The sequence below is a fragment of the Pseudomonas sp. SMSB3 genome, from assembly GCF_052041965.1.
Taxonomy (GTDB): Bacteria; Pseudomonadota; Gammaproteobacteria; order Pseudomonadales; family Pseudomonadaceae; genus Aquipseudomonas.
Genome location: NZ_JBKGGV010000006.1, coordinates 196,693 through 222,242, shown reverse-complemented (window position 1 = coordinate 222,242; position 25,550 = coordinate 196,693). Strand labels below are relative to the sequence as shown.

The following is a 25,550-nucleotide window of genomic DNA, read 5'->3' as shown; positions in this document are numbered from 1 at the left end:
CCCGTGCCGTGCATCGTGTTATTTGATAGCCTCCTAACATTTAGGAGGATTCCATGGGTAACGATTCACAAGCAAGACTTGCGGCACGCTATGGCGCGCCGCAGATCGCGGCGCTCAAGCAGTGCAACGCCACCATCGACCAACTGCTCGAGCACCGCAGCGTTCGCGCATTTACCGACCAGCCGCTGGCTGACGGCACCCTCGAAACCTTGATCGCTGCCGCTCAGTCGGCCTCCACCTCATCCAATCTGCAGGTGTGGAGCGTGGTCGCGGTGCAGGACGACGAGCGCAAAGGGCGCCTGTCAGTGCTGGCAGGCAATCAGGCTTACATTCGCCAGGCGCCGCTGTTCCTGGTATGGCTGGCGGACCTGTCCAGAGCCTCGCGCCTGGGTGAGCAGCACGGCGTCGAGCTTGAAGCGTTGCCTTACCTTGAAAGCCTGTTGCTGGGCACCATCGACGCCGCGCTGGCGGCGCAGAATGCGGTGGTGGCTTTGGAGTCCATGGGGCTTGGCAGCGTCTATATCGGCGGTATTCGCAACGACATCGAGGGCGTTGCCAAGGAGCTGGATCTGCCAGCCCAGGTGTACCCCGTGTTTGGCCTGTGCGTTGGCCACCCGTCACCAGATCGACCCGCCCACGTCAAACCGCGCCTGCCGCAAGCGGCGGTGCTGCACCATGAAACCTATTCGGCCGCGGCCGAGCAGGACGTCATTGCCGAATACGATGAGCGCCTCGGTGCCTTCTATCACCGCGAAGGCATGAAAGCGGGCGGCTGGTCCGAGCAGGTGGTCAGCCGCCTGCGCGAAGTTTCCAGCCTGCACGGGCGCGAGGCATTGCTGGGCGAACTCAAGCGCATGGGCTTCGGGCTGCGCTGATCTTCGAAGCATTTGGCCCACGCCAGGGCGGTGTGGGACCATCTGCGCCTGGCAGGCGCCGTCGTGCCCGCCGCTCAACCAAAGGTCCATCCCACCATGCTTTTCGTTGTGCTCTTGGGCGGTAAACACGCCCAAGCGAAAATCGAAGTCCACGACATAGTCTTTGCCGTCGCCGATTCGCTGGAACAGGCCTACCCGCAGCTGCGTGAGCGCTGGTTCGGTATCGCCAAGGGCGTGCATATCGATGCCTGGATGGCCGTTGACGGCGTGGAGGGCTGGCGCCTGGCGTTCAGCCCATTGGCGCCGTGCGCTGATGCGCCCCGGCTGTATTTCATCAACCTGGGCGGCTATGACGCGCGCTGTTTCGGTGAAGCGCATCATTATGTGCTCGTGGTCGCGCGCAACAAACGAGAGGCCATGGCGAAGGGTAGACGCCAGGCGCTTGCGCACATGAAACAGACCCACCTCGACGCCGTGCTGGACGTCGATGATTGTCTACCGATCGATCACGTCGGCGGTCGCTATGTTCACTTGGTCGAAGGGCCGCATGACGGCATCACGCAGCGCAACGACTACATCGTTCTCTAATCTTCTTTAGGCTTGAAGGGGTTGCCCTTGGCTTGCAAGTACAGACTGCCCATCGCTTTTGAAGCGAAGTCGGTGATGTGGCCGATGTCTCGATAGATCGGCAAGCCATCGATCAGCAGCTTGCACTGGCCACCGCTGCACTGCACGTCCTTGGGATCAATGATCAGCAAGTTGGGGTGAGCCAGCTTGGCATCCTTGAATAGCTGAACGAGCCAAGGGTTTTCTTCAGGTTGCGCGACGCTGGTCGCGCACTGCTGATCTTCGATCGTGCTCCGGAGCTTGATCGTGCGGTACAGGCAGTCATTGGCGCCTTCGGGCATGACGATGTTGCTTTTGAGCAGCACTGGTGTGGCGCCGGACTGTTCGACGATCTCAAGGCTCGAGAGCAGGGCGGCCTTCATCCGCTCGCGCGAGAGGGCTTGGGAACGTGGGTCGTCGATCGACAGCACCACAGCGCTGCTGTCGGCGTAAGTGTCCCAGGTCAGGCCGAGTATCACGTAGTCGTAATGGTTACGCGCTACCTGCTGGTGATAAGCGGTGGCAGCGTCGTGGCATTTCTTGTACAGCGCGTTCTTGTACTTCCACCAGTCGTACAGGTAGACATCCGGCAGCGCCAGGCAACCCGGGAAGCCCTGAGCGGTGACAGAGATGCCGGCGTCCTTGGCCAGGGTGTCGATCAAGCCCCAGAAGTGGTTGGAGTAGGAGTCGCCCATCAGCAAGGCACGCTTACTGGCGCCGGCTTGCCCCAGTACGCAACTAGAGTCCGAGCCATCGGTGGCCCCGCCCAGGCAAGGTTCGCGCTGGGGAATTTCGCTTGCCTTGAGCCGCGGCAGGATGTCCGACGGCGCACTGCCAAAACGCTGCATCCAGCCATCGGCGCGGTTGCCAGCCGAGTACAGCACCGAAAACGCGACGGCGGGTACGACCAACAGCAGCACCAGGGTTTTGCCAAACCCCAGCCGTAGGCGACGCAGCGGCTTTTCGATCAGGTAATACGAGGCAGTGCCCAGGGCGAAAGAAGCGCCGAAGTAGCCGGCGACAACAGCCGGCGTCTTTTCGATACCAAGATAGGTGATGATGGCGATGACTGGCCAATGCCAGAGGTAGAGCGAGTAGGAAATGGTCCCGATGAACACCAGCGGTGACCATGCCAGCCCTTTGGAGGTGATGCCTTGTTGGCCAACCTGGCCCGAGACCAGCAGCGCTGTCGCCAGGCAGATCGCGATGGCGGGCAGGCCAGGGTAGGCGGTAGTGGGTATGGATCGGGTGGCTGCATAGATCAGCACAGCCAGGGCAGCCAAGCCCAGCGCAGAGGCGCCAGCGCGGCTCAGACGCTGCCGGTCGTTGGCGAACACCGCGGCGCACGAGCCGATCAACAGCTCGAAAATGCGCCCGAGGAACGCGTAGTAGCTTTTATCCGGAGTCATCTTGGCCACACCCAGGGCGACGACGATCGAGCTCAGGGTCAGTAGCACCACGGCCATTTTCAAGCGGTGCGGCGCCAGGTAGCGCGTCAGTGCCATCAACCCGAGCGGCAGCACGATGTACCACTGCCATTCGATCGCCAACGACCAGGTGTGCAGCAAGGGCAGGGTGGCTGCTTCGGCGGTGGCATAGCCATCGGTAGCCTTGGAGAAGAACTGGTTGGACAGCAGCAGGCTGGTGTACTTCTCGCTTTTCAGAAAATCGATGAAATCCTTGGGCAGGTACAAGAGACTGGCGGCACCGAGGGTGGCTACCAGCAACGCCAGGATCGCGGGTTGCAGCCGCCACAAGCGCCTGACGTAGAACTGCTTGAGGCTGAAGTCGCCGCGGCTCACGGCACTCAGGATGATCGAAGTGGTGAGGTATCCAGAGATGACGAAGAAAATATCGACACCGATGAACCCGGAAGGAAACAGCGCCAAGCCGCCGTGGAAAATCAACACCAGCAGCACAGCCACGGCCCGCAGTCCGTCAATATCGGCGCGGTAGCCCCTCGGCTGCATCGCCGACGTGACCGTGTGGGTGTCGGTGTGGGCAGTACCCGGCGCTTCGCGGGGCTTTGCAGGAGCGTTGAATATCAGGTTTTGATCGGTTGACACGGTGCCACATCCTATCGCGTTGAGGGCTCTTGACGCGGCAGCGCGCGCGAACAAAAGGCCGCGAGTTTAGCAAAGCTGTGGTCGCAACGCTGACAGGATGTTCGATGAGTCGTGCGGGCCGGTTGATCGCGTTGCTTGCAGAGCAACAGGGCCAACCGGCGCCCCTGATGGCTTGACCTGCCGCGCGCATGCGCCGGGCATTCACGACCGAGCGACGCGGGCAGGTCCTGGCGGCTAATCAGTCGGGCAAGTGATCAGAACCCTTCCAGCACGATCTTGCCTTTGGCCTTGCCACCCTCGATGACGGCATGAGCGCGCTTGAGGTTGTCGGCAGTGATGCTGCCGTAATGCTCGCCAACGGTGGTTTTGATCACCCCTTCATCGACCAACGCAGACACCCTTTCCAACAACTGGTGCTGCTTGATCATGTCCTCGGTCTGGTACAACGAGCGGGTGAACATGAGCTCCCAGTGCACCGACAGCGATTTGCGCTTGAACGGCACGATGTCCAGGTGCGCCGGGTCATCGATCAGGGCCAGCTTGCCTTGCGGGCGCAGCACGTCGACGATTTGCGCAAGGTAGGCGTCGGTGTGGGTCAGGCTGATGACGTAGTCCACCGGATTGAGCTTGAGTTGCTCCAGCTGCAGCGCGATCGAAGCTGAATGGTCGATGACATGATGCGCCCCCAGCTCGGCGACCCAGGCTTGGGTTTCGGGGCGCGAAGCGGTGCCGATCACCGTGAGGTGAGTGAGCTTGCGTGCCAGTTGCAGCAGAATCGAGCCAACGCCGCCGCCGGCGCCGATGATCAATAAGCGCTGACCATCGCCGCCATTTTCCTGCACCCCGAGACGGTCGAACAGCAGCTCCCAGGCGGTGATCGAGGTCAGGGGGAGGGCAGCGGCACTGGCGTCATCCAGCGTGTGCGGCTTGTGGCCCACGATGCGCTCGTCGACCAGGTGAAATTCGCTGTAGGTGCCTGGCCGGTCAATCGCACCCGCGTAGAACACTTCATCGCCTGGTTGAAACAGCGACACCTGGGCGCCGACCTCGCGCACGATGCCTACTGCATCCCAACCCAGTACTTGCGGGCCATCGCCGCTACGGCTGGCTCTGATCTTGGTATCGACCGGGTTCACTGCGATGGCTTTGACCTCAACCAGCAGATCCCGGGCGCCAGGCGCTGGCTTGGGGAGGTCGTGCTCGAACAGGGACTGGGCATCCTGGATAGGCAGGCCTGGCGTGTCGTAGACGATGGCTTTCATTCGGTTATTACCTGTGGAATGAGACGTTGTGCAGAGATTACCTGCGGCGAGGTTCATGAAAAACTAGGTAATTGGGGTAAGACTTTCTGCATTTCTGTGAAAATGGGCCCGCTGCCGCCCTGGTTGAACAAGCCGACAGCTCGCTGCAGGGTGCTGAAGCGTGTTGCTCCAGAGGGTTTCAACCGACGGGAATCGGGTTATCGACCAGCGACAGGTTGAACTGGTGAATCAGTTGGTGCTCGTTCGCGCCTTGGTTGGCACGCAGTGGCAAAGCGCGATCAACCAGCACTTCGGTGGTGGCCGACTCGAGCTTGGCCAGGGTCTCCTCGATGAAGGCATCCAACGGCATGGCCCGTTCGTCACCACTCTTGTGCACCAGGTCGGTGTCGACCCAAGGCGGCGCGATTTCCAGCACCTTGACAGGGGTGTCGCGCAGACTGAAACGCTGCGACAACGAATAAGAATGGATGGCGGCTTTGCTCGCGGAATACAGCGCCGTGGCTGCCAGCGGCAGGTAGGCCAGTACCGAACTGTTGTTGATGATGTACGCCTGCGGCTGTTTCTTGAGGTGTTCGACGAATGCAGCACTCACCCGCACAGGCCCAAGCAGGTTGGTCTGCAACAGGCTTACCGCTTGTTCGTCGTCATAGTCGCCAGAAGCCGGATTGTCGAACGGCATGACCCCGGCATTGTTGATGATCACGTTCAAGGCAGGGTAGCGGCGGATCACTTCCTGAGCGACTGTCTTGATTTGCTGCGGGTCGTTGATGTCCAGGCGTACGGTATCGATACCCGGATTGGCCTGTGCGATCTCGTCCAGCAGCGCCTGGCGGCGCCCTGCAACGATCACCTGGTTGCCCCGTCGATGAAAGGCTTCTGCAAGCGCGCGGCCAATGCCTGAAGTGCCGCCGGTGATGAAGAGGGTGTTTGCGCTGAGTTTCATGATCGGTTTCCTGTGCTGGGGTCAGTTGGCGTGGTAACGCGGGGCCAGACGATTGCTGGACAGCTGGCTAGAGAGCGCTTGGCGGCTGGTTTCGTAGCGTTCGAAGGGCTGCAGATCATGCATCGAGGGGATTGAGATCAGCACCCGGTCATCGAAGTCTTGCAGCGCGCCGTCGACCAGATCCTGGGCTGACATCACGATGCCCGGATCAAGGTGTTCGACCGGCAGTCCACCTTTCTCCCAGAAGTCGGTTGCGGTGGCCCCAGGCAGCACCGCCTGCACCTGGATGCCCGTGTCCGCCAGCTCCTTGTGCAGCGATTGGGAAAAAGCAGTGACATAGGCTTTGCTGCCACCGTAAACACCGTTGAGCAACTCAGGAGCCAGGCTCACGATCGAGGAAATGTTGATCACCGCGCCGCGCTGGCGGGCCACGAATCCTGGAATGGCTGCATAAGTAAGGCGGGTGAGGGCGGTGATGTTGAGCGTGATCATCTCGGCCATGCGCTCGATATCGCTTTGCAGGAGGCTGGTATGGGTGCCTACACCTGCGTTGTTCACCAGCACGCTGATACTGGCGTCTTCCCGCAACTTGCGCTCGACCTTGGCCAGGTCAGCCGCATCGGCCAGATCGGCCGCCACGACCTCCACGTTCTGCCGGGTTTGCGTGGTCAGACGGCTGGCCAAGCTGTTGAGCCGCTCACGATTGCGAGCTACCAGCACCAGGTCGTAACCCCGGTGAGCCAACCGTTCTGCGTAGATGGCGCCGATGCCGGTTGAAGCGCCGGTAATGAGTGCAGTGCCTTTAGGAAGCTGGGTCATGGTGATGCTCCGTTGTGGTGTGCAGCCATCATGCAGAACATCGCTTTTGACGCAAACGACGCATATGCTACGTATTTAGGACATTCACCCTTGGAGCTTCCCCATGCACCGCGTTGGCTATCTGATTACTGAAGGCTTCCAGATCATGTCGCTGGCGACCCAGGCTGTGTTCGAGTTCGCCAACATCGTGGCCGGCGAAGCGGTGTACAAGATCCAGAACTTTTCCATTGCTGGCGGCACGGTGCGCTCGTCGCTAGGGATGTACATGGACACATTGCCACTGGGCGCGCCAGGCCTGGCAGACACGTGGATGATCACCGGCACCTTGACGCCGCTGACGCCACCCAGTGAGCAGGTGCTTGCCAGCGTGCGCGGGTTCGTCGACGGCGCCAGGCGCACTGCGGGCTTGTGTACCGGCTGCTTCATTCTCGCCCAAGCGGGCGTGCTGGATGATCGCCGCGCTACAACGCATTGGGCCTACGCGAAGAAATTGCGCGAGTTGCATCCAAGGATCGCAGTCGAAGAAGACCGGATATTCATCGTCGACGGGCAAATCTGGACTTCAGCGGGCATGACGGCCGCCTTGGACATGGCGTTGGGCATGGTGGAAAAGGACTTGGGCAGCGACATGGCCAGGTCGGTGGCACAAAAACTGGTGATGCATCAGCGCCGCTCTGGTGGCCAGTCGCAACATTCCGAGTTGCTGACGCTGTCGCCCAAATCTGATCGTATCCAGCATGCCTTGGATTATGCGCGTCAGCATCTGGCGCATCCGCTTAGCGTCGAGGAACTGGCGCATGCGGTGCACCTGAGTCCACGGCAATTCACGCGTGTGTTTACTGCCGAGACAGGACAGTCACCGGCCAAGGCTGTGGAGCGCCTGCGTTTGGAAGCGGCACGGGTGATGATCGAGCAGAGCCGCCATAGCCTGGATGTGGTGGCCAAGGAGACAGGTTTCAGGGATCGGCGGCATCTGCGTGAGGTATTTGTGCGCGGGTTTGGCGTGCCGCCGCAAGCAGTGCGCAGGGATGCTCGGCGGTTGGGGGTGGAGTGACGTGTGCCATTAGCGGTAGATCAAACAACGACGGGTAGGTAACGCAAAACGTGATTCAACGAGGGGCGATGTCGGATGTTCATAGCCATTCGCAGGCCCAACACAGCTGGCTTTGCCGCACTTGAAAGACACGGCTTGAATCGCCCCTGGGTTCCTAGACACTCTCCAAGCTTAGAAAATACGTTTCACCCAGCTTCTTTCGCTAATCGACGTACTTACCAGCGTTTTCACGCAGCCTGGGTCGTTAGCAGCCGTTCACAATCGGCTGCTATCGATCCAGAACGGACTGTCATCTGTTCAGGTCAGAGCACGTTGAACCCATGGGTGCCATCGCGCTCGAGTTGGGCGATCAGGCCAAATTCCCAGTCCAGATACCCCTGCATCGCCTCGCGGGGATTGTCCGTACCCTCGTACGGGCGCCGGTAGCGGTCGCTGCGGGGTACGGCAAGGTGTGTTTCGCCGGTTTCCAGCGGTTGCCCGGCAGCGATCCAGCGTGCCGTACCGCCTTCGAGCAAGTACACCGGGGTGCGCGTCAGGGCCTGCAGGTCGCGGGCAGCGAAGCGGGCCAGCAGGCTGCTGCCGCAAGTCAGCACGAAACGGCTGGCCTGGGGAAGATGTTCCAGTGCTTGCGCCAGTTGTGCGCGGATTGCCCAGTGGGCGCCTGGGATATGGCGCTTGACGTAGTTGGCGCTGGTGGTGAAGTCCAGAAGCACCGTGCCTTCTTGCTGGAGCCAACTGGACAGTTGCTTGACACTGATCTCATCAGCCGAGGGCAATGCGGGCAATGGCGGCTGCCATTCACCCGTACTGTTGAAGTCCGCCTGGGACAAACCATCGAGCACGGCTACTTGCCAACCCATCTGTGCCAGCCACGAGGCGCTCATGTTGGCGCGTACACCGTCGTCATCCACCAGCACGATGCGCGCCCCGCGCACGCTTGCCACATGGTCGGTTTCCTGCACCAGCTGACCACCCGGTACCGAGCGGCTACCAGGGAGGTGCCCGGCGCTGTATTCCTCGGGCGTGCGCACATCGAACAGGTAGGTGGTGCGGCTGGCTTCGGCCTGCCATTGCGCCAGCCCGGCGCGGTCCAGTCGCAGGACCCCGACACGGTCGGCCACTGCTCGGGCCTGGTGCCCGGCATTGGCACGGGTGGCGGCGCTCACGTCGGTGAAGTGTCGCTGCTGACCGTGGGCCAGTTGCTGGCCGGCCAGGGTCCAGCCGATAGTGCCATTGCGCAGGGCCGCTACCGGATTGGGAATGCCTGCGTTGACCAGTGACTGGGTACCGATGATGCTGCGAGTACGCCCGGCGCAATTGACGATCACCTGGGTGCTTGGGTCCGGCGCCAGTTCGGCCACGCGCAGCACCAGTTCGGCACCGGGCACGCTGATGCCGCCTGGGATGCTCATCGTCTGGTATTCGTCGAAACGGCGGGCATCCAGCACCACCACGTCGGCCTTTTCATCCAGCAGCGCTTGCACTTGCTCGGCGGTCAGCGACGGCGTGTGGCGCACGCTCTCCACCAGTTCGCCGAAGGCCTTGCTTGGCACGTTGACGTCGCGGAACAGCTCGCCACCGGCAGCGCGCCAGCCGGCGAGGCCGCCTTCGAGAACGGCCACGTCGCTGTAGCCCAGCGCCAGCAGGCGCTGTGCGGCCACGGCGGCGAGGCCTTCGCCGTTGTCGTAGACGGTGATGGCGGTGTCTGCCCGCGGCACCCGGGCGAGCACCTCCAGCTCCAGTTTCGACAGGGGAATGTTGGCGGCGAAGAGTGGGTGGTCCTGGGCGAACGGGTCTTCTTCGCGCACGTCGATCAGGGCCAGTTCCTCCCGGGCCAGCAGGGCGTGGCGGATGTCGCGGTAGTGGCGGGTGGTGACGGTGCTCATCGGGCAAGGTTCTCTTTGGACAGGTCCCAGATGTTGGGCAGATGGGTGTTGGAATAGCCGGAAATGAACGGTTTCTCGCTGCCGTCCACGCCGTATACAGCGCGCTCGACCGCGCCGATGTTGCCGCCATAGACGTGGATGCTGATCGATACCTGGTCGGCGAAGGCATTGCTGACTTGATGAATGTCGCCGATACGCGGCGACACCGCTTCCACCTGGCCGGGCCCCAGGCGGACCGACGGCCCGTGCGGCGACAGTGCACCCTTGGCGTCGCGCAGGAAGCCTTGTGCAAGCTCGGCGCCACGCAGCATGCCGATCAGGCCCCAGACCCGGTGGTCATGGATCGGCGTCTGCTGGCCCGGCCCCCAGACAAAGCTCACCACGGAAAAGCGCTGGCGCGAGTCGCAATGCAACAGATACTGCTGATAGCGCTGCGGATCGGGCTGGGCGAGGTCGTCGGGCAGCCAGTCGTCGTGGGCAACCAGCTCGGCCAGCAGTTGCTGGCCGCGGTCGAGCAGGGTGGCTTCGTCAGGCTGCTGGTCGAGCACCGCGGCAAGGCGGTCGATAAAATGGCGCAAGCGCTCCGGGCGCAGGTTCTGGGTCATGGATCAGGCTCGGCTTTCGGGTTTGAGTTAACCCTAGCAAACCTCTTTTCTATTCTCAAAATGCAAAATTATAATAAGCTAATATGCAAACAACGCATTTACAGCCAGAGCGTTCCGTTTTGAAATTGGCATCACCCAAAGGCATGAGGTTATGCCTAATGTGCATTTCACAGACCGGAAAATAAGATTTAGATTATAAAAAATACTTAATTAATGCCTCGCGGCTATAAAAGACCCGGACGAGACCGCACGCGCGGATCGCCTCATCTACCCCAGGCGGGTAATTGGAGACGAACGTGCGCTACATCAAACACCTGGCCGCCACGCTGCTGGCCACTACCTTGAGCCTTGCCGCCGCTGCCCAGACCCTGGTGGTCGGGGACCAGAGCTACAACGCCCGCGCGGTGATGGAAGCGGCTGGCGTGCTTGACGACCTGCCTTACACCCTGGAATGGAAGCAGTTCACCGCCGGCTCGCCGGTGGCCGAGGCGCTCAATGTCGGCAGCCTTGACATTGGTTTGCTCGGCGATGCGCCACCGCTGTTCCTCGGTGCCCTGGGCGCCCCGATCAAGGTAATCGCGGTCAGTCGGCAGAACCTCGAGGGCGTGGCCATCCTGGCGCGCAAAGATTCGTCGATCCACAGCCTGCAGGACCTGCGTGGCAAGCGTGCGGCAATCTGGAAGGGCTCGTGGAGCCAGCAACTGCTGTTCAGCGCCCTGGACAAGGCTGGCGTGCCCCGCGATGCCCTGGAGCTGCGCTACCTCAGCGCCCTGGATGCCTCCCACGCTCTGGATGGCGGCTCGGTGGACGTGATCGCAACCTGGGAGCCTTACGTCACCCAGCAGGAGCGCCAGGGCGCCCGTGTGCTGGCCACCGCCGAAGGTGTGATCCCAGCGCAAAGCTTCGTGGTGGCCAACAGCAAGTCCGTGGAGCAGAAGCGCGCGCAGATCGCCGACTTCCTGCAGCGCCTGAAGAAGGCCCGTGACTGGACCTTGAGCGATGCAGCCAACACCGAGGCCTACGCCGATGCATGGGCACAGCGCACCCGTGCCGACCGTGATATTGCCCGCGCCTGGTTCGCCCGTGCACGCACCGACCTGGCGCCGCTGAACCCGCAGGTGATGGTCGATGCGCAGAAGACCGTGGACTTCTTCGCCGGGCTTGGCCTGATCAAGGCCTATCCGGCGCAGAACCTGTTCGACACCTCGTTTGGCGCGGCCTTCCAGGCGCCCGTTGCCAGCAGCCATTGAAAGGATTGCCCATGAGCAAACGACAGATCAAACTCGGCGCCCTGACCATGGGCTGCGGCGGCCCCGGTCGGCACAACCTGTGGCTCGATTCCGAGCTGCCGGCCGACGCCAGCGTCAACATCGACTGGTACATCGACATCGCCCGCCAAGCCGAGGCGGCGCTGTTCGACCTGATGTTCATCGTCGACAGCCAGTTCATAACGCCTGGCTCGCCGTCGCACTACCTCAACCGCCTGGAACCGCTGACCCTGCTGTCTGCGCTGGCGGTCAGCACGCGTCATCTGGGCCTGGTCGGTACCCTGACCACCTCCTACAATGCGCCGTTCAACGTTGCCCGCCGCCTGGCCTCGCTGGACCTGATCAGCAAAGGCCGCGCCGGCTGGAACGTGGTCACCAGCGGCGATGCCGGCACTGCCGGCAACTACGGGCTGGACGAGCACTACGACTACGACACCCGCTATGCCCGGGCCCAGGAACATGTGCAGGTGGTGCAGGGCCTGTGGCATTCGTACGAGGACGATGCCTTCCCGCGCGACCGCGCCAGTCGCCGCTTCCTCGACCCGGCCAAGCTGCACGCCCTCGACCACAAGGGCGAGCACTTTTCGGTGGTCGGGCCGCTGAACATCCAGCGCTCTCCCCAGGGCCAGCCGGTGATCTTCCAGGCGGGCGATTCCGAACAGGGCCGCGACCTCGGGGCCGCCACCGCCGATGTGGTGTTCACCCATGCCGCCAGCCTTGAGCAGGGCCAAGCGTTCTACCGCGACATCAAGGCCCGCGCCGTGCGCCTGGGGCGTGATCCGGAGCAATTGCTGGTGTTGCCAGGGGCGGAAATCTACGTGGGCGACAGCGACGAGCATGCCCGCGAGATCGAACGCCGCTACCACCAGCTCGATCATAGCTTCGAACTGGCGCTGAAGGAGTTCGGGCGCAATTTCGGCTGGCATGATTTCAGCCAGTACGACCTCGATGCGCCGTTCCCCCAAGAGAGTCTGGAGTTCGCCCGCAGCAGTTTCTTCACCAACGCCAAGCGCATCGCCGACCAAGCCCGGGACAAGGGTTTCAGCCTGCGCCAGGCCGTCGAGTTCGGCCGCCAGTTGCGCCCGGGAGCCTTCGTCGGGTCTGCTCAAACCGTGGCGGCGAAGATGGCCGAGTGGTTCGAGGCGCGGGCGCTGGACGGGTTCAATATCTACATCGGCCACCCCGGGCAGTTCCGCCGGTTTACCGAAGAGGTGGTGCCGTTGCTGCAGGAACGAGGGGTTTACCGCACGGCCTATGAGGGCAGCACCCTGCGCGAGAGTCTGGGGTTGCCGATTCCGCGTTTCAGCCGCTAGATCGCCGGGGCCGCCTGGCGGCCCCGACACCATCAGAAGTCGTAGGTCACCCGCCCGAAGTAATACCCCCCGGTGAACCCATACGGCGAATACGCCCCGTACCCCTTGACCATGGTCTTGCTGCTCGGCGCCTGGCGCTCAGGGTAGACATCGAACAGGTTGCGTGCCCCGATCGCCACTTCCAGGTCCTTGGTCAGCTGATAGCCCACGTCCAGGTCGGTGATCCAGCGTGCCTTGTACTCGCGGTCCAGTGAGCGGTCATTGGCCGCGTTCACCTCGCGCCAGGAGCCGTAGCGGGTCAGCCCCAGGTTGACCCGGTAGCGGTCCAGGCGCCAGTTGCCCCCGAGAATCAGCTTGGTGTGCGGCTGCACATCGGTGAGGAAGTTGCGCGCCTGACGGTTCATCAACTCGTAGGAGGTGCCGAGGATGTTCACGCTTTCCTTGCAGTCGAGGATCTCGGTGTCGTTCCAGTTGAACGCCGCGGTCCACTTCACGCTGCCGGCGCCGCCCAGGTCCTGGTCGTAGCTGCTCACCAAGTCCAGGCCCTTGGTGCGGGTGTTGGCGCCGTTGGTGAAGTACTGGCCGCCCGACGTCGAGTCGATGCCGTTGGCCAGCAGGGTCTGGGTCACTTCCGGTCCGAGCAGCGTGCCGGTCAGGGTGACGCGGTCGCGAACGTTGATCAGGTAGGCGTCGGCGGTGAAGGCCAGGCGCTCGCTGGGCTGCCAGGCCATCCCGAGGCTGTAGTTGGTGGACTTTTCCGGCTTCAGCGCTTCGGCGCCCAAGGCCTTGGCGGCCGCCGAGTCCACCGGCAGCACGCCATAGTTGATCGACTGGTACACCCCATCGACCACCCCGTAGGTGGTGGAGCGGGCGCTGAACAGGCTGTTGGCCAGCGACGGGGCGCGGAAGCCGTTGCTCACCGTGGCCCGCAGTGCAAGTTCCGGTGTCAGCTCGTAGCGCGTGGTCAGCTTGCCGCTGCGGGTGGCGCCGATGCCGCGGTCGTAGTGCTCGTAGCGCAGGGCCGCGCCCCAGTACCACTGCGGCAGCGGGTTGAAGCCCACGTCCAGGTAGCCGGCGTAGCTGTTGCGGCTGGCGCTGCTGGCTTCGGCCGGGGAGATACCGTTGGTGACCTGGGCGCCGGAGGCCGCGCAGTTGCCCGGCGCCGCGCAGTAGCCGCCATCGGCCCAGCTGGCCCAATCGCCAGCTTGCACCTGGTAGGTGTCGCGGCGCTGCTCCAGGCCCCAGGAGAAGTCCAGCGGCTTGGCCAGGCCCACCTCGAAGCTGCGGCGCAGGTCGAGGTTACTGGTCAGTTGCGAGCTGACCCAGGTGCCGGACTCGAAATGGTCGGGCGTGGCTTCGCCCAGCGAAGGGTTCTGGTTGTTCCAGGTGCCTTGCTCGGCCTGGTTGCGCCCGTAGGTGCTGGACAGGTCCCAGTCCCATTCGCCGACAAGGCCCTTGGCGCCGACGGCCGCCTGGTAGTCGTATTCCTCGATGTACCAGGTGGGTGTATAGCCGGACGGGCGCCCGTTCGGCCCGGTGGTGATGGTGTTGACGATGGTCGGCAGTCGGAAGTTCTGGCCCTGTTCGGCCTTGCGGTACGACCCTGTGCTGAACGAGTACAGGGTCAGGCCGTCCTGCAGGGGCAGCTCGGCGTTGTAGCCCAGGGTCAGCAGGTTGATCTTCGGCGTGCCGTAGCCGCCATAGGTGACCTTGCCGGCGCGGTCGAGGGCTTCGGCCTGGCTGTAGCCGTTGGCGCTGGCCTTGTTGTCGTCGTTCTGGCTGCGGGCGTCGAGTGCCAGTTGGAGAATGCCTTCGTGGCCGATTTCAAAGCCCTTGTTCAGGCTTTGCTGCACGGTCTGTTTCTTGCCATCGTAGCCCTGGCCCGCAGTGCTCACGGCGGTGCCGCTGGTGTCGGCCTTGAGGATCACGTTGATCACCCCGGCGATGGCGTCGGAGCCATACTGGGCCGCGGCGCCGTCACGCAGCACCTCGACGTGGTCGATGGCACTGATGGGGATCAGGTCGAGGTCGCTGGGCGCGGCGCCGGCGTTGATGCCGCTGATGTTCAGGGGGGCGCTGGTGTGGCGGCGCTTGCCGTTCACCAGCACCAGCACCTGGGCGGCGTTGAGGCCACGCAGGCTCGATGCACGGGCCATGCCGCTGGCGTCCCAGCCGGTTTTCTCCGGCAGGGTCAGCGACGGCACGCTGGCGCTGAGCGCCTCCATCAGGCCGGGCTTGCCGGTTTCCTGCAATTGTTTGGCACTGATTACGTCGATGGGTACCGGGCTGCTGGTGACGGTACGTTTCTCACTGCCACGGTTGCCGGTGACGATCACCGTGCCAAGGGCCTGGGCGGCGGGTTCTTCGGCCAGGCCGGGGGCGGTGTGCAGGCCGGCGGCCAGGGCCACGCTGAGAAAGGGGGCAGTATTGAAAGCTTGCTTCATGCACGCAGTTCCTTGTCTGGCATTGGCGGTGCGCACTTACGGCGCCTTGGCGGCGATGGCGTCGATCTCCACCAGCGCGCCCGGCAGCGGCAGGGCCACGGCCTGGATCGCCGTGCGAGTCGGTGTGCGCGGTTGCTGGGAGGTGGCGAAGAACTCGGTGTAGGCCGCTTGCAACCCTGCGAAGTCGAGGGCGCCGTCATTGGCTGGGTCGCCCACCAGGAACACCCGAAGCTGGACGATGTCGCCCAGGTCTAGGCCTTGGCCTTGCAGCGCCGTGCGCAGTTTGTTCAGCACCGAGCGGGTCTGGGTTTCGGTATTGCCCAGCGCGGCGATGCTGCCCTTGGCCGCTTTGGGGTCGGCAATGTCCGGCAGTGTGCCGCTGACGAATGTCAGCTGACTGCCGGCCGGCACGGTGACCAGTTGCGAGATGGGGAAGTTGGAGCCGGGCGCGGCGACACGCTTGATGCTATCGGCGTGGGCGTTGAGGGTCAGCGACATGAGGGCTCCGGCAAGCAGTAGAAGACGAGGCATGGCGAGGGTTCCTTGGGGGTCAGGCGGCGGCGCCGCGGGTGGTCTGGCTGGCATGGCGGGCGATCAGGCCGACCACCCGGCGCGCGGATTCGGCGGCGCTGTTCTGCCAGATGCCGACGCCGCCATGGGCCAGGGCGTCGCTGGCCAGCCAGGTGCGGCCCTGGGGCTGGTTGAGCAGGTCGTAGCCGGGTTGGGCGACTTCGTCGTGGACGATCCACGGCGCTTCGCTGAACGGGATCTTCGACCAGTTCACCACTACCGGCCGGCCCAGCTTGGCGCTGTGGCCGGGGTGCAGTGATTCCACCGCCTGGCGCGAGGAGGCGATCTGCGCCTGCTGCGACTTGCCGGCGAACTCCTGGGCCACCGCACCCGTGTTGTAGGTGGCGACCAGTACGCCCTGGGCACTGTTGAGGTGGTCGCTGGGGTACCACAGGGTGCGGGCTTCGTGGTTGATGTAGCTGAGCCCGCCGTAGATCTGGAAGTCGGTTTCCCAGAAGCGCGGTGATTGCCAGGCGACCTTGTTGGCCTTGTCGCCTTCGGCACTGGCGATGGCTTGCTTGAAGGCGTTGTCGAAGTTGTTCGGCAGCTTGGCCAGCAGCGGCAGGGGCAGGGTGACGATGGCGTAGTCGGCGTGATGGACATGCTGCTGACCTGTCTTGCGGTCGCGCCACTTCACCTTGGCACCAGCGTCACCGGTCTCCACCGCCAGCACTTCGGCGCCCAGGCGAACGCTGTCATGGACGTGGCGGTAAAACGCCTTGGGGATCTGATCCATGCCGCCAACCGGCTGGAACATGGTCGAGGAGAACTCGGGGATCTCGTCGAACACCAGCGGCAGCAGCAGGTTGCTGTCGAGCAGCTGGTCCAGGGGCACCGGCTGGCGCTGCACCGGGGTTTGGTTGCCGGCGCCGGCGAAGCGGGTGTAGCCGGCGCGCACCGAGCCGCGGTATTGCTGTTGGCTGTCGAGGTCGCCGTAGACCTTGAGGAATTCGAGCAAGGCCTTGCGCTGGCTGCTGCTGAGCTCGGCATCGAGGCTGTTGCGGCTGACGCTGCGCGCCAGCAATTCGCTGAAATGCCCGCGGGTGTCGTTGACCGCCTGGCGCAGCAGCAGCGGTGGGCGTGCCAGGTCTGGCTGGGCCAGGGCGTTGCGGCTGCTGTTGACCAGCACCTGCAGCTCCACGCCCAGCTCGCGGCAATAGCCAAGGATAGTCAGGTGATGGCTGGGTAGGCGTGCGGCGCCGGCGTTGAAGAAATGGCCTGGGTCAAACTCGACGGTTTGCGACCTGCCGTCGTTGTGCTCGATGCGGTCGCCCTGGCGCAAGGTCCAGACCCGGCCGCCGACGCGCTCGCGGGCTTCCAGTACGGTGACCGAAAAGCCGGCCTTGCGCAGCTCATAGGCCGATACCAGGCCGGAAATGCCAGCGCCGATAATCACCACGCGCTTGCCGTTGCCGCCGTTTGCTGCCAGTTGCAGGGGTTCGAAGGTGGTGGCAAGGGCATTGTGCCCCAGCGCGCCTAGGGCTGCCGAATAGCCGCCGATGGCGGCGAGTCGGGTAATCAGGTCTCTACGGGACAAACCCATGTCGCATGCTCCGAAAGGTTGGGTTCGGATGTGCGCAACGGGCGGGCGGATCGAGGGAAGGACCCGACGGCGGCTGGCACAAATCCATTTGCCTCCGCCATGTTGGGGGTCGGTTTACAGAACCTAATGGACTTTCACTGGAGTGTGAAAGGCTTTTTGGTTCTAAGTTAATTATGTTTATTATTGATAATTCTTATTTTCTAAATGCTAAAAACTGATGTTATTACAGCCCGCTTGCCCGCATGGCGATGCATCCCGGTGGGCACTGATGCTGCTCCACCTGTCTCCGGTCATGCACCAAGGCGGTTCCTGATGGCTTCACAGGAGGGGCTGGCCCGAAACAGATGTAGGAGCGGATTTATCATTGCCAACCCTGTCCGATCAGGATTCGGTCATGGCCCATAGGTGCCTGCCGTCAGACAAGATGAAGGCTGCCAGTGTGCGCCGGTGTTTTTGCAGCGCGCATGAGCTCGAGCGCCGCCCGCGCGGCGCATCGCGGACAAATCCGCTCCTACAGTTGGTTTCGGGTCAGTCCCTCCTGTGAAGCCTACGGGGACCGCCTTGTTGGTATGGCGGTCTATTTCGGTGGGCGCTGATGCCGCTCCACCATGATCTGTCAGGAAGGATTGGCCTGCTAGGCAGAGCGGGTGCTGCGACCAGCTTCTTGACGGGCAACCAGCGCACGAATCCGCGGGATCAGCTCCTGCCCGTACTCTACGGCATCGCGCAACTGCTCGAACCCGCGAAATAGGAAAGTGCTCACGCCCAGTTCGTAGTAGGCCAGCGCGGCCTCGGCCACCTGCTCAGCGGTACCCACCAGCGAAGTGGAGTTGCCGGCGCCTCCGCCCAAAGCCGCGATCTCGGTCCACAGCCGGGTGTCATGCACCTTGCGCTGGCCTGCCAGCTGCACCAGGCGCTCGGAACCGGCGTTGCTCTTGCCGAAGTTCTTCTCGCGGCGGTTGCCTTGGCGGATGCCAATGCGCTGCTGAGCGTCGGCCAGGATGCGCTCGGCCCGCGCCCAGGCTTCATCTTCCGTTGCACCGAGGATCGGCCGTAACGAGAGGCTGAAGCGGATATGATTCTCCCGCCCGTATCGGGCAGCCACCTTGCGTACCTGGGCAATGCGCTCGCGCACTTGCTCCAGCGGCTCACCCCACATCATGTATACGTCGGCGTGTCGGGCCGCGACTTCCACTGCCGCGTCCGATGCACCAGAGAAGTAGACGGGCAGCTTGCCCACGGGTTTGACCAGGGTCAGGTTGTCTTCCACCCGGTAATGCGCCCCGTGGTGGTCGAACGGCGTGGTCTGCGTCCAGGTATTGTGCAGCACCTCCAGGTATTCGTCGGTGCGAGCATAGCGGGCACCCTTGTCGAGGAAGTCGCCGTCGCGCTGCAGGTCGCCGCTGTCGCCGCCGGTGATCACGTTGATCGAGGCCCGCCCACGGCTAAGCTGGTCGAGCGTGGCGAACTGGCGAGCGGCGAAGGTCGGGGCCTGGAAGCCGGGGCGGTGCGCCACCAGCAGGCCGATGCGCTCGGTCACCGCAGCGACGTAACTGGCCAGGATCATCGAGTCCGGTGCACTGGTGTTGACCGCAAGCAGGGCTTTGTCGAAGCCGGCGTATTCCTGGGCCTGGGCGAAGGCCTTGATGAAGTCCAGATCAACCAGCGGGCCCCGGGGCGCCTGGGATTCACTGCTTTCCTGGGGGCCGATGAGGCCAATGAATTCGAGGGTCATGTAGTGGAACTCCTTTTCAAGGGGGCAGCCGTCAGGCGACGGCGGTCTGGCTGCGACGTTGGCTATTGCGGTTGGTCGGTACGCTCAGGCCAAAGCTGTCACGCAACGTGCTGCCGGTGTACTCGCTGCGCACCAGACCGCGCGCCTGCAGCAGGGGTACTACCAGTTCGGTGAAGTACTGCAGGCCATCGGGCAGCAACGCGTTGATGATGAAACCATCGGCGGCGGCGCACTCGAACCAGGCCTGCAAGGCATCGGCAACTTGCTTTGGGGTACCTGTGAAGTCCCGCCGCGGGCGCGAGAAGCGCAAGGCTGTTTCGCGCAGGCTCAGGCCCTCGTCGCGGGCCAGTCGTTTCAACTGGTCGGCAGTGCCTTTATGGCTGTTGTCGCCGAGCGTGCCCAGATCGGGGAAGGGCGCATCCAGGTCATGCTGGCTGAAGTCGTAGTCGTTGAACGGTCGGCCCAGGGCTACCAGGGCGTCTTCGATGCTGACCAGGTCTACGGCCTGCTGGTAGCGACGCTCGACCTCGGCTTCATCGCGGCCCACGATCGGGCGGATGCCCGGCAGGATGAACAGTTGCTCCGGGTCGCGGCCATGGCCGGCGGCGCGCTGTTTGAGATCCTGGTAGTAAGCGCGGGCATCATCGAACGACTCGGGGTTGACGAAGATTGCATCGGCGTTCTGCGCGGCGAAATTGCGGCCGTCCTCCGACACCCCGGCCTGGAAGATCAGCGGTTGTCCTTGGGGAGAGCGCTGAATGTTCAGTGGGCCCTTGACCTTGAAGAACTCTCCCTGGTGGCCCAGGGTGTGCAGCTTGGCCGGGTCGAAGAACTCGCCGGTCTGTTTGTTGCGGGTGAAGGCGTCGTCTTCCCACGAATCCCACAAGCCCTGGACTACCTGGACATGTTCCCGGGCGATGCGGTAGCGCACGGCATGGGGTGGGTGTTCCTCCTTGCCAAAGTTGTCGGCGGTACCCGACAGCCACGATGTGACCACGTTCCAGCCGGCGCGACCGCCGCTGATCAGGTCCAGCGAGGCGAACTGGCGGGCGACCTGGAAGGGCTCGGTGTAGCTGACCGTGACCGTGGCGACCAGGCCGATGTGGGATGTGACAGCTGCCAGCGCCGAGAGGATGGTCAGCGGCTCGAAGCGATTGAGGTAATGGGGGCTGGAGCGGGCGTGGATGTGCAGGCTGTCGGCAATGAAGGCGAAGTCGAACTTCGCAGCCTCCGCCAGTTGCGCCTGTTGCTTGTAGTAGCCGAAATTGACGCTGGCGTCGGCCAGTGCCCTGGGGTGACGCCATTCGCCCCAGCCGTGGCCGACACCATGGATCATTGCACCGAGATGGATCTGTCGTTTGCTCATGTTCATTACCTCTGGCCAGATAGGCCTCAATGTCTGATCCGCGCGGCACGCCCGTGCCGCGTGGCACAACGGTCAAACCGCCACGGGCAGCACGCTGCGCGAATGCCCTGGTATTGCCTCGATCAGCGCTCGGGTGTAGGTGCTGGCCGGTTGGCCGAACACCTGCATCGCCGTGCCTTGCTCGACCACCTGCCCGCGCCGAAGCACCAGCACCTGGTCGGCCATGCTTGCCACCACCGCCAGGTCGTGGGAGACCAGTACGTACGCCATGCCCAAGTCGCGCTGCAGTTCATCCAGCAGGGCGAGGATCTGTGCCTGCACCGATACGTCCAGTGCGCTGACCGGTTCGTCGAGCAGCAAAACCTCTGGCTCCAGGGCCAGAGCCCGGGCAATGGCCACCCGTTGGCGCTGGCCTCCGGACAACTCCCGCGGCAGGCGGTCGAGGAAGTGCACCGGCAGGTGCACCCTGGCGATCAGCTCGCGGGCCTTGCTCTCCAGCGCCCGGCCCTTGAGCAGGCCGAATGACACCAGCGGCTCGACGATGCTGTCGAACACAGTGAAACGCGGGTCGAGTGCGGCAAACGGGTTCTGTTGCACCAGCTGGATGCGCCGACGCAGGGGCCGGAACTGCCGCCAGCTGAACCCGCTGACATCTTCGCCAGCGAACTCGACGTGCCCTTGGCTGGGTTTGTCCAGCCCCAGGGCAATACGCAGCGCTGTGCTTTTGCCTGAGCCAGACTCGCCTACGATGGCCAGGGTCTGACCGGCGTGCACGTCAAGGTTCAGGTCATGCAGGGCAGTGAAGTCAGCCTGCTGCCCTGGCAGTGCAAAGCGTTTGCCGACGTTGCGCAGGCGCAGCAGCGGCACCTGGCTCGTCACCTCGCCGGGCCTGCGCCGCGGCACGAAGGCCGGCGCCGCATTGAGCAGATCACGGGTATAGGGGTGCTGTGCCCCCCAGAGTATTTGCCTGGGGGATGCATGCTCGATCAGCTCGCCCTGCTTCATCACCAGCAGGCGGTCGGCGCGGTCGCATGCCATGCCCAGGTCATGGGTGATGATTAGCAACGAGATGCCACGCTCGGCCACCAGTTGTTGCAGGTGATCGAGAATGCGCCGCTGCACCGTGACATCCAGCGCACTGGTGGGCTCGTCGGCAATGATCAGCCGCGGCTCGCCCGCCAGGGCGATGGCGATCAGCACCCGTTGGCGCATGCCGCCAGACAATTCGTGGGGGTACTGGCGAGCCCGCAGCGCCGGCTCATCCAGGCCAACCTGGGCCAGCACTGCGAGGACTTCGCTGTCCACCTCGGGGTAGCGTCGGCCGCGGGCCAGCACCAGGGCCTCGGCGATCTGGCGGCCAATGCGCAGGGTGGGGTTGAGGCTGACCATCGGGTCCTGCGGCACCAGACCGACGAAACGCCCGCGCAACTGGCGCCTGATACGCTCGTCGGCCTGGGCCATATCGACGCCGTCGACCCGCAGTTGGCCCTGATCGATGCGGGCATTGCCCGGCAGCAGGCCGAGCAGGGCGTTGGCCAGGGTCGACTTGCCCGAACCGGACTCGCCGACGATGGCCAAGGTTTCGCCTTGGGCCAGGTTGAACGACAGCCTCCTTACCGCCTGGGTGCGTTGCCCGGCGAAGGCGTAGCTGACACTCAGGTCGCGTACCTCGATCAAGGGCGACTGGCTCATCGGGCATGCTCCTCGGCGCTGCGCGCCAGGTGGTTGAGGCTGAACACCACGGCCACCACGAACAGCCCCGGCAGCAGGGATACCCAAGGCGCGGTGATGAGGAAGTGGCGGCCGTTGGCGATCAACGTGCCCCATTCCGCTGCTGGCGGAGCCGCGCCGAAGCCTAGAAAGCTGAGCCCGGCGGTGGCCAGGATGGCGGCGCCGAAGTCCAGGGTGGCGAGCACTGCCACCGGGCCCCAGGCGTTGGGCAGCACGTGGCGCAGCAGTGCGCGCGCCCAACTGGCGCCTCCCAGGCGTGCAGCTTCGACGTAGGGCAGGGTCTTGATCCGCAGCACTTCGGCACGGGTGGTGCGAGCGAAGCCCGGGATGATCCCGACGCCCACGGCAACGGCCACAGGCACTGTGCCGAAGCCGATGGCAGTGACAATGGCCAGCGCCAGCAGCAGGCCGGGCAGGGCCAGCAACACGTCAATCAGGCGCATCAGGGCAGCGTCGACGCGCCCACCGGCAAAACCCGCCAGTACACCAAGACCAAGGCCACCGAACAGGGCGATGGCCACCGCCAGCAGCGCGGCCATCACCGACAGGCGTGCGCCGTATACCACCCGGGTATAAAGGTCGCGGCCCAGCTCGTCGGTGCCGAACCAGTGCACCATGCCGGGGGCGCTGAGCTTGTCGGCGGGCGACGTGGCATACGGGTCGAAACTGGTCAGCAGTTGGGGTGCAAGCGCGGCGAGCAAAGCAAACAGCACGATCAGCAGCGCCAGGCTGAAGCCGGGCCGGCGCAGCAACGGGATCAAGCTTTGCTGGGCGCGCTGCAAGCGTGTGCGACGCTTCCAGGTGAGCGCAGGGCGTGCCTCGCCCCCGGCAGTCGCGGTGTCGCTCGGGGTCAGGGGGATATCGATGGTCATCTCAATTCACCTTGGCCGTATGGGTGATACGCGGGTCGAGGTAGGGGTAGAGCAAGTCGACGATCAGGTTGACCACCACGAACGCAGTGGCCGATACCGCGACGATCGCCAGCACTACCGGGATGTCCTGGCGCAGCACGGCCTCCTGTGCCAGGCGGCCGACACCGTTACGCGAGAAGATGGTCTCCACCAGCACTGCGCCGGACACCGTGTTGCCGACCTGCAGGCCGACCAGGGTCAGCAGCGGCAGGGCGGCGTTGCGCAGGCCGTGACGGGCCTGTACCTGGGCCCTGCTCAGGCCTTTGGCGAAGGCGGTGGCGATGTACGGTTCCTGCCACACCCCCTGGAAGCCGCGTTGCAACACCTGGGCGTAAACGGCGGCGCTGGGTATCGCCAGGGTGATTGCTGGCAGTACCAGGCTGGCAAGGCCCTGGCTACCGGTAGCCGGAAACCAGCCCAGGGCGAAGGCGAACACCTGGATCAGCAGCAGGCCCATCCAGAACACCGGCACCGAAAAGCCCAGCGAGGGCAGGCGGGCAAGTGCCGTTTTCAGCGGGCGCCATTGCAGGTAGGCGGTCAGGTAGGCCAAACCGACCCCGGCCAGTAACGACAGCACGATGGCAGAGCCCGCCAGCGCCAAGGTTTGCGGCAAGCGCTCGGCCAGCAGCGCGGTGACCGGCCGTCCCAATGACAGCGACTGCCCCAGATCGCCGTGCAACGCGCGCCACAGCAGGTTGAAGTACTGCTCGAACAGCCCTTTGTCCAACCCGTAGTAAGCGCGCGCCTTGGCCAGGTCCTCGGACGACAGGCCGTCGGCCTCCATGCCGGAGGCGCTGAGCATGATCGCCAGGGTATCGCCGGGCAGCAGGTAGAGAATGAAATAGGTGATCGTGTAGGCGCCCCACAGCACCAGCAGCGCTTGGCCGATGCGGCCGGTCAGGTAGCGCTTCATGGCTGGCCGACCTGGATGTCGCTGAACAGGGCGATGCCTTCTGCGGTCCAGCGGAAGTCCTTGACGCGCGGCGCAGTGGCGGCTTGCCAGACGCGCTCGTACAGCGGGAACGCTGAGGCTTCGTCGATCAGCAGGTCCTGCAGCTGGCCATAGGCTTGAGCCCGTTGCGGATCGGCGGTGGCGGTGATGCCGTTGTCGAACAGTACCTGAGCCTTGGCCAGTGTGTGTGGCTCGTAGGTGTTGGTGGCCACCGTGGCGCTGTTGGCCGAGCGGGGGTCGAGGATGGTCTGCAGGATGATCGGGTCGGCGCGGGTCATGTAGGTGGACGTCAGGTCATAAGTGCCGGCTGCGTTGCCCGCCACCCATTCGGCACGGGTAAGCACATTCAGCTTGAGATCGATACCGACCTTGCGCAGTTGGTCCTGGACGAGCACGTCTCCGGCGCTTTCGGCCGGCGTAATGTTGTAGCGCAGGGTCAGGCGCTGGCCGTTCTTGTGCCGGTAGCCATCCTCGCCCTTGCGCCAGCCGGCGGCGTCAAGCAGTTGCTCGGCGGCTTTGGGGTCATAGGCCAGCTTGCTGGCCTGGGGTTTGAAATACGGTGTGGTAACGTCATACACGCCGCTCACCACCGGGAACGCTGCGTTGTACACCGTGTGCGCGTAGCTGGTGCGATCGATGGCTTTCTGCAGCGCAAGGCGGACCTGGCGGTCGGCCAGCAGGCGGTCGTTGCGGGTGTTGGGGTAGAGATTCAGCGCCGGGCCTGGCAGCGAGCGGCTCTGGATGGTCGCGCCCTTGGACTGGAACAGTTTGAGGTCGACTTCCGAGAAAGGGTTGCGTGGCCACAGGATGTCGGCCTTGCCCTGCAGAAACAGGCCATTGCGCACGCTTTCTTCTGGTATGTAGCTGATGTCCACGGCCTCCACGTGTGCAGGGCCCTGGTTGCGCATGTTGGCCGACGGCCAGGCGTAGTCGGAACGCTTGACCAGGCGCGCGCCGACCTCGGGGGTGTAGTGGTCGAGGATGAACGGGCCGGTCCCGATGATGTTGCCCAGCGAACGCTCTTGCGCGGTCAACTGGTAGGAGGCCGGGGCGAGGATCGCCAGGTTGGTGGTGGAAGTAGCCTGCAGGAAGCCTGCATTGGGGCGTGACAGCACCAGCCGCACGGTGAAATCGTCGATAACCTCGGCGTGGTCGTAGCCGGCGAGGTAAGTGGCACCAAAAGTGGCGGGCAACTGGGTGGCGAAGGCTTTGTTGCTGTCAAATGCAGCTTTCACGGCGTGTGCATCGAAGCGCTCGCCATTGCTGAACGTGACGTCCTGGCGCAGGTGGAAGGTGTAGTTCAGGGCGTCGGCACTGATCTCCCAGCTTTTCGCCAGCCACGGAATGATACGCCCGCTGTCCGGGTCCTGGTCGGTGAGGGATTCAGCGACGTTGCGCAGCAGCACGCGGTGTTCCAGCCAGTAGACCTGGAAGGGGTCGACGCTGACCAGGGTGGTGTTGTCGCCCCAGAACGCAACGCTGAGGGTTTTGCCGGTGGTGCTGTTGTCGGCGGGCGAGCATGCGGTGAGGGCCAGGGCCAGGGAGCCGATGGCGAACAGGCGGTGCAGTGGGGGCATGGGGTGGTCCTTCATGAGAGTGGG

The 25,550-nt window shown here is 63.9% G+C and carries 20 protein-coding genes; 5 read left to right on the top strand and 15 right to left on the bottom strand.

The features are described from left to right. The first annotated feature begins 53 nt into the window (after nt 1-53). On the top strand, nt 54-875 hold the full coding sequence (gene nfsA, locus ACLEJW_RS12720) for an oxygen-insensitive NADPH nitroreductase (RefSeq protein WP_145192690.1): 822 nt from the start codon (nt 54-56) through the stop codon (nt 873-875). Nucleotides 876-971: 96 nt separating this feature from the next. Then, on the top strand, nt 972-1,463 hold the full coding sequence (locus ACLEJW_RS12715) for a DUF1543 domain-containing protein (RefSeq protein WP_313294789.1): 492 nt from the start codon (nt 972-974) through the stop codon (nt 1,461-1,463). Here ACLEJW_RS12715 and ACLEJW_RS12710 read toward each other — a convergent pair. The 4 genes from ACLEJW_RS12710 to ACLEJW_RS12695 form a co-directional block, all read right to left on the bottom strand. Beyond that, on the bottom strand, nt 1,460-3,547 hold the full coding sequence (locus ACLEJW_RS12710; RefSeq protein ID WP_313294788.1) for an acyltransferase family protein: 2,088 nt from the start codon (nt 3,545-3,547) through the stop codon (nt 1,460-1,462). The two genes, ACLEJW_RS12715 and ACLEJW_RS12710, sit on opposite strands and share 4 nt — an antisense overlap. Nucleotides 3,548-3,801: 254 nt before the next feature. Beyond that, a complete protein-coding gene (locus ACLEJW_RS12705) occupies nt 3,802-4,809 on the bottom strand; it encodes a zinc-binding alcohol dehydrogenase family protein (RefSeq protein ID WP_313294787.1) in 1,008 nt (335 codons plus the stop codon). Nucleotides 4,810-4,987: 178 nt separating this feature from the next. Next, nucleotides 4,988-5,752: an SDR family oxidoreductase gene (locus tag ACLEJW_RS12700; protein ID WP_145192682.1), complete on the bottom strand. Its 765-nt coding sequence runs from the start codon at nt 5,750-5,752 to the stop codon at nt 4,988-4,990. Between the two features lie 21 nt (nt 5,753-5,773). Then, nucleotides 5,774-6,571 (bottom strand): SDR family NAD(P)-dependent oxidoreductase, encoded by a 798-nt coding sequence (locus tag ACLEJW_RS12695; RefSeq protein ID WP_145192680.1) that lies wholly within the window; start codon nt 6,569-6,571, stop codon nt 5,774-5,776. 103 nt (nt 6,572-6,674) lie between these two features. Here ACLEJW_RS12695 and ACLEJW_RS12690 point away from each other — a divergent pair, with 103 nt between their 5' ends. Continuing rightward, the gene (locus ACLEJW_RS12690; protein ID WP_313294784.1) at nt 6,675-7,625 is read left to right on the top strand and encodes a GlxA family transcriptional regulator; all 951 of its coding nucleotides are present in this window, start codon (nt 6,675-6,677) and stop codon (nt 7,623-7,625) included. 302 nt (nt 7,626-7,927) lie between these two features. On the opposite strand, the gene ACLEJW_RS12685 is transcribed toward ACLEJW_RS12690, so the two are convergent. Further along, complete coding sequence (locus tag ACLEJW_RS12685) at nt 7,928-9,511, bottom strand: rhodanese-related sulfurtransferase (RefSeq protein WP_145192676.1); 1,584 nt, start codon at nt 9,509-9,511, stop codon at nt 7,928-7,930. Beyond that, nucleotides 9,508-10,116, bottom strand: a complete 609-nt coding sequence (locus tag ACLEJW_RS12680) for a cysteine dioxygenase (RefSeq protein WP_145192674.1) — start codon at nt 10,114-10,116, stop codon at nt 9,508-9,510. Before ACLEJW_RS12680 ends, ACLEJW_RS12685 begins: the two co-directional genes overlap by 4 nt. A gap of 296 nt (nt 10,117-10,412) precedes the next feature. Between ACLEJW_RS12680 and ACLEJW_RS12675 the strand changes: the two genes are divergently transcribed. Together ACLEJW_RS12675 and ACLEJW_RS12670 are read left to right on the top strand one after the other, a co-directional pair. Next, the gene (locus ACLEJW_RS12675) at nt 10,413-11,366 is read left to right on the top strand and encodes an ABC transporter substrate-binding protein (RefSeq protein ID WP_145192673.1); all 954 of its coding nucleotides are present in this window, start codon (nt 10,413-10,415) and stop codon (nt 11,364-11,366) included. A gap of 11 nt (nt 11,367-11,377) precedes the next feature. Beyond that, the gene (locus ACLEJW_RS12670; protein WP_145192671.1) at nt 11,378-12,697 is read left to right on the top strand and encodes an LLM class flavin-dependent oxidoreductase; all 1,320 of its coding nucleotides are present in this window, start codon (nt 11,378-11,380) and stop codon (nt 12,695-12,697) included. A gap of 32 nt (nt 12,698-12,729) precedes the next feature. Here the strand turns inward: ACLEJW_RS12670 and ACLEJW_RS12665 are convergent, their stop codons facing one another. The 9 genes from ACLEJW_RS12665 to ACLEJW_RS12625 all read right to left on the bottom strand — a co-directional run bounded on the left by ACLEJW_RS12665 (nt 12,730) and on the right by ACLEJW_RS12625 (nt 25,526). Continuing rightward, on the bottom strand, nt 12,730-15,141 hold the full coding sequence (locus ACLEJW_RS12665; protein WP_440777661.1) for a TonB-dependent receptor plug domain-containing protein: 2,412 nt from the start codon (nt 15,139-15,141) through the stop codon (nt 12,730-12,732). Between the two features lie 36 nt (nt 15,142-15,177). Then, complete coding sequence (locus ACLEJW_RS12660; protein ID WP_440777660.1) at nt 15,178-15,672, bottom strand: RidA family protein; 495 nt, start codon at nt 15,670-15,672, stop codon at nt 15,178-15,180. A gap of 19 nt (nt 15,673-15,691) precedes the next feature. Further along, nucleotides 15,692-17,254 carry an NAD(P)/FAD-dependent oxidoreductase gene (locus ACLEJW_RS12655; RefSeq protein WP_440777659.1) on the bottom strand — a complete coding sequence of 521 codons (1,563 nt, stop codon included), beginning with the start codon at nt 17,252-17,254 and terminating at the stop codon, nt 15,692-15,694. Between the two features lie 634 nt (nt 17,255-17,888). After that, nucleotides 17,889-18,989, bottom strand: coding sequence for an LLM class flavin-dependent oxidoreductase (locus ACLEJW_RS12650; protein ID WP_313294776.1), 1,101 nt, complete (start codon nt 18,987-18,989; stop codon nt 17,889-17,891). Nucleotides 18,990-19,020: 31 nt separating this feature from the next. Continuing rightward, nucleotides 19,021-20,355, bottom strand: coding sequence for an LLM class flavin-dependent oxidoreductase (locus ACLEJW_RS12645; RefSeq protein ID WP_440777658.1), 1,335 nt, complete (start codon nt 20,353-20,355; stop codon nt 19,021-19,023). Nucleotides 20,356-20,427: 72 nt separating this feature from the next. After that, nucleotides 20,428-22,047, bottom strand: a complete 1,620-nt coding sequence (locus ACLEJW_RS12640; RefSeq protein ID WP_440777657.1) for a dipeptide ABC transporter ATP-binding protein — start codon at nt 22,045-22,047, stop codon at nt 20,428-20,430. Then, the gene (locus ACLEJW_RS12635; RefSeq protein WP_313643644.1) at nt 22,044-22,958 is read right to left on the bottom strand and encodes an ABC transporter permease; all 915 of its coding nucleotides are present in this window, start codon (nt 22,956-22,958) and stop codon (nt 22,044-22,046) included. Before ACLEJW_RS12635 ends, ACLEJW_RS12640 begins: the two co-directional genes overlap by 4 nt. Before the next feature lies 1 nt (nt 22,959). Further along, entirely contained in the window at nt 22,960-23,910 is a 951-nt protein-coding gene (locus tag ACLEJW_RS12630; protein WP_145192656.1) for an ABC transporter permease, read from the bottom strand. Beyond that, nucleotides 23,907-25,526: an ABC transporter substrate-binding protein gene (locus ACLEJW_RS12625; protein ID WP_145192653.1), complete on the bottom strand. Its 1,620-nt coding sequence runs from the start codon at nt 25,524-25,526 to the stop codon at nt 23,907-23,909. Before ACLEJW_RS12625 ends, ACLEJW_RS12630 begins: the two co-directional genes overlap by 4 nt. Between the last annotated feature and the right edge of the window lie 24 nt (nt 25,527-25,550).